Annotated in this window: 2 protein-coding genes; one reads left to right on the top strand and one right to left on the bottom strand. The window is 72.3% G+C overall.

From position 1 onward, the window contains the following. Positions 1 to 1,323: FHA domain-containing protein (locus M8J74_RS41500; protein ID WP_249841348.1), on the bottom strand; the 1,323-nt coding region annotated here is incomplete at its 3' end. Between the two features lie 240 nt (positions 1,324 to 1,563). Here M8J74_RS41500 and M8J74_RS41495 point away from each other — a divergent pair. Then, positions 1,564 to 2,915 (top strand): streptophobe family protein (locus M8J74_RS41495; protein WP_249841347.1); only part of this gene is annotated, 1,352 nt, incomplete at its 3' end.

Raw genomic sequence — 2,915 nt, 5'->3', positions numbered from 1 at the left:
CATGCCCGGGTCGAGACCCGAGGTCGGCTCGTCCAGGAAGATCAGGGACGGCTTGGTGAGCAGCTCCAGGGCCACCGAGACGCGCTTGCGCTGGCCGCCGGAGAGGGAGGTGACCTTCTTCTCCTTGTGGATGTCAAGCTTCAGCTCGCGCAGCACCTCGTCTATGCGGGCCTCGCGCTCGGCCGCGGTGGTGTCCGCCGGGAAGCGGAGCTTGGCCGCGTACTTGAGGGCCTTCTTGACCGTCAGTTCCTTGTGCAGGATGTCGTCCTGCGGGACCAGGCCGATGCGCTGGCGCAGCTCGGCGAACTGCTTGTACAGGTTGCGGTTGTCGTACAGGACGTCGCCCTGGTTGGCGGGCCGGTAGCCGGTGAGCGCCTTGAGCAGGGTCGACTTGCCCGAACCGGACGGGCCGATGACCGCGATCAGCGACTTCTCCGGGACGCCGAAGGAGACGTCCTTGAGGATCTGCTTGCCGCCGTCGACCGTCACCGTCAGATGGCGGGCCGAGAAGGAGACCTCGCCGGTGTCGACGAACTCCTCCAGCCGGTCGCCGACGATCCGGAAGGTGGAGTGGCCGACGCCGACGACGTCGGCGGGGCCGAGCAGCTGCGAACCGCCCTTGGCGATGGGCTGGCCGTTGACGTACGTGCCGTTGTGCGAGCCCAGGTCGCGGATCTCCATGCGGCCGTCGGGCGTCGAGTGGAACTCGGCGTGGTGACGGGAGACCTGCAGGTCGGAGACGACCAACTCGTTCTCCAGGGCACGGCCGATGCGCATCACGCGGCCGATGGAGAACTGGTGGAACGTCGTCGGGCTGCGGTCGCCGTAGACCGGCGGCGCCCCCGCGCCACCACCGGGGTTCTGCTGCGGGATCTGCGGCGCGGCCTGCTGCGGCTGCTGCCAGGCAGGCTGTGCCTGCGGCTGCGGAGCCGACTGCTGCGGCGGCGCCTGCTGCGCCCAGCCGGGGCCCGCTCCCTGCGCGGCGTACGGCTGCTGCTGCGGCTGGGCCTGCGGAGTCGCGACGGCCGCCGCGGCGCTGGACACGGTCACGCGCGGGCCGTCGGTCGCGTTGCCGAGATGGACCGCCGTACCGGGGCCGATCTCCGTGTGCTGGACGCGCTGCCCCTGCACGAACGTGCCGTTGGTGGAGCCCTTGTCCTCCAGGACCCAACCGCGGCCGCTCCAGCTGATCGTGGCGTGCCGCCAGGAGACCCTGGCGTCGTCGACCACGACGTCCCCCTGCGGATCGCGTCCGAGGGTGTAAGGCCTGGACGGGTCCAGCGTCCAGGTGCGTCCGTTCAATTCCAGTACGAGTTCCGGCACTCCATGCCCCACTGAGTAGTCCCCCGAGATACCCCCGACACAGGGAGTCTAGGGATGTCGAACATCGTCGGGAACTATTTCAGGCTCCCCCCTGTGACCGAAAGTCGGGCCTTGTGAACACCACGCACGCGCGGGTCGTCCGGTTCCGTTGACGGGGTGGAAACCGACCCGGAGAGTGGTAATCCACGCGAGGGGGACATGCGCGGCAACCGGGCCGCGCCGCGGATCGGGGGGTCTGCCATGAGCGCGTCGTTCGGTGTCGAGAGCGCCAAGCACGGCACCCACGGCTCACAAGTGCCGTGGGGAGACGTCGTGCTGTCCGCGATCGCCTCCGTGAGCTGGGCGGTGATCGGGATGGCGGGCACCGCCGCACTCGGCCTGCATCTGCTGCGGGCGGACGCCGCGGGCTCGCTGGGACCGATGACCGCGGCCGTGGTGGCCCTCGGCGCGGGCGGTTCGGTCACTCCGTCCGGCGACGTCTCCGCCTTCGGCCTGAAGGGCGCCGAGGCCCATACGGCCGTCACGATCACGCCACTCGGGGTGAGCCTGGTCGGCGCCCTGCTGCTGTCGTGGTTCTTCCTGCGGTCCCTGCGCGCGGCCGGAGTTGTGGTCGCGCCGGCCGAACTCCTCGCGCGCGCGGGCGCGGTGGTCGCGCTGTTCGTGGCGACGCTGGGCGGGCTCGCCTGGGCGGGGCACGACGTCATCACCATCGACGGCGGCTCGCTGGGCCTCGGCAAGCTGCCCGGCGGATCGGGCGGGGGCGGCGGGATCAGCGTCCCGGGTCTCGGCGACCTCGGGAACATCGGCGGGCTGCTCCCGGACAACATCGGCAACCTGATCAAGGCCAAGGCGGGGGTCGGCTTCTCGGTCGACACGGCGGCCACCCTGCTCGGGGGCCTCGGCTGGTCGGCCGGGGTCCTGCTGATCGCCCTGCTCGCCTCACGCCGCACTCCCCTGCCGCGGGGCTGGGAGGCGGTGCACCGCGTCGTCCGGCCGGCGGCCTCGGCGCTCGTCACGGTACTGCTGGTGACCGTGGCGGCGGGGTGCGCGGCGGCGGTGTACGCGGCGATCGGCGACGCCCACCCCCGACGGATCTTCGGCGCGGCCCTGCTCGGTGCCCCCAACGGCACCTGGCTCGGCATCCCGATCGGCCTGTTCGTCCCCTTCGACGGCAAGGCCACGGGTGCGCTGGCCAAGCTGCTGCCGAATCCCCTGGACGACCTGCTCACCGCGAAGACCGACCAGTCGGTGACGCTGGGCAGGCTGGCCGACCTGGACGGCCGGGTGTGGCTGCTCGGGGTCGCGGCGGCCGTGGCGATGCTGCTGGCCGGGGTGCTGACGGCGGTGCGGACGCCGGTCGGGGACGCGGAGGCGCGCGGTCCCGGCGCCCTCGGGTTCGCCGGGCGGTGCGCGCTGCGGCTGGGCGTCGTCACGGCGCTGACCCTGCCGCTGCTCGCCTGGCTGACCGAGGTGTCGGTGGACGCCTCGCTGTCGGTGCTGGGCTTCGACGCGTTCGGCGCCGGGATCAGCCTGCGGGGAAACCTCGGCATGGCCCTGCTGCTCGGTGCGGCGTGGGGCGCGGCGGCGGGTGC

It is taken from the genome of Streptomyces panaciradicis (genome assembly GCF_023516615.1).
Lineage (GTDB): Bacteria > Actinomycetota > Actinomycetes > Streptomycetales > Streptomycetaceae > Streptomyces > Streptomyces panaciradicis.
This window is presented reverse-complemented; position numbering and strand designations above follow the sequence as displayed.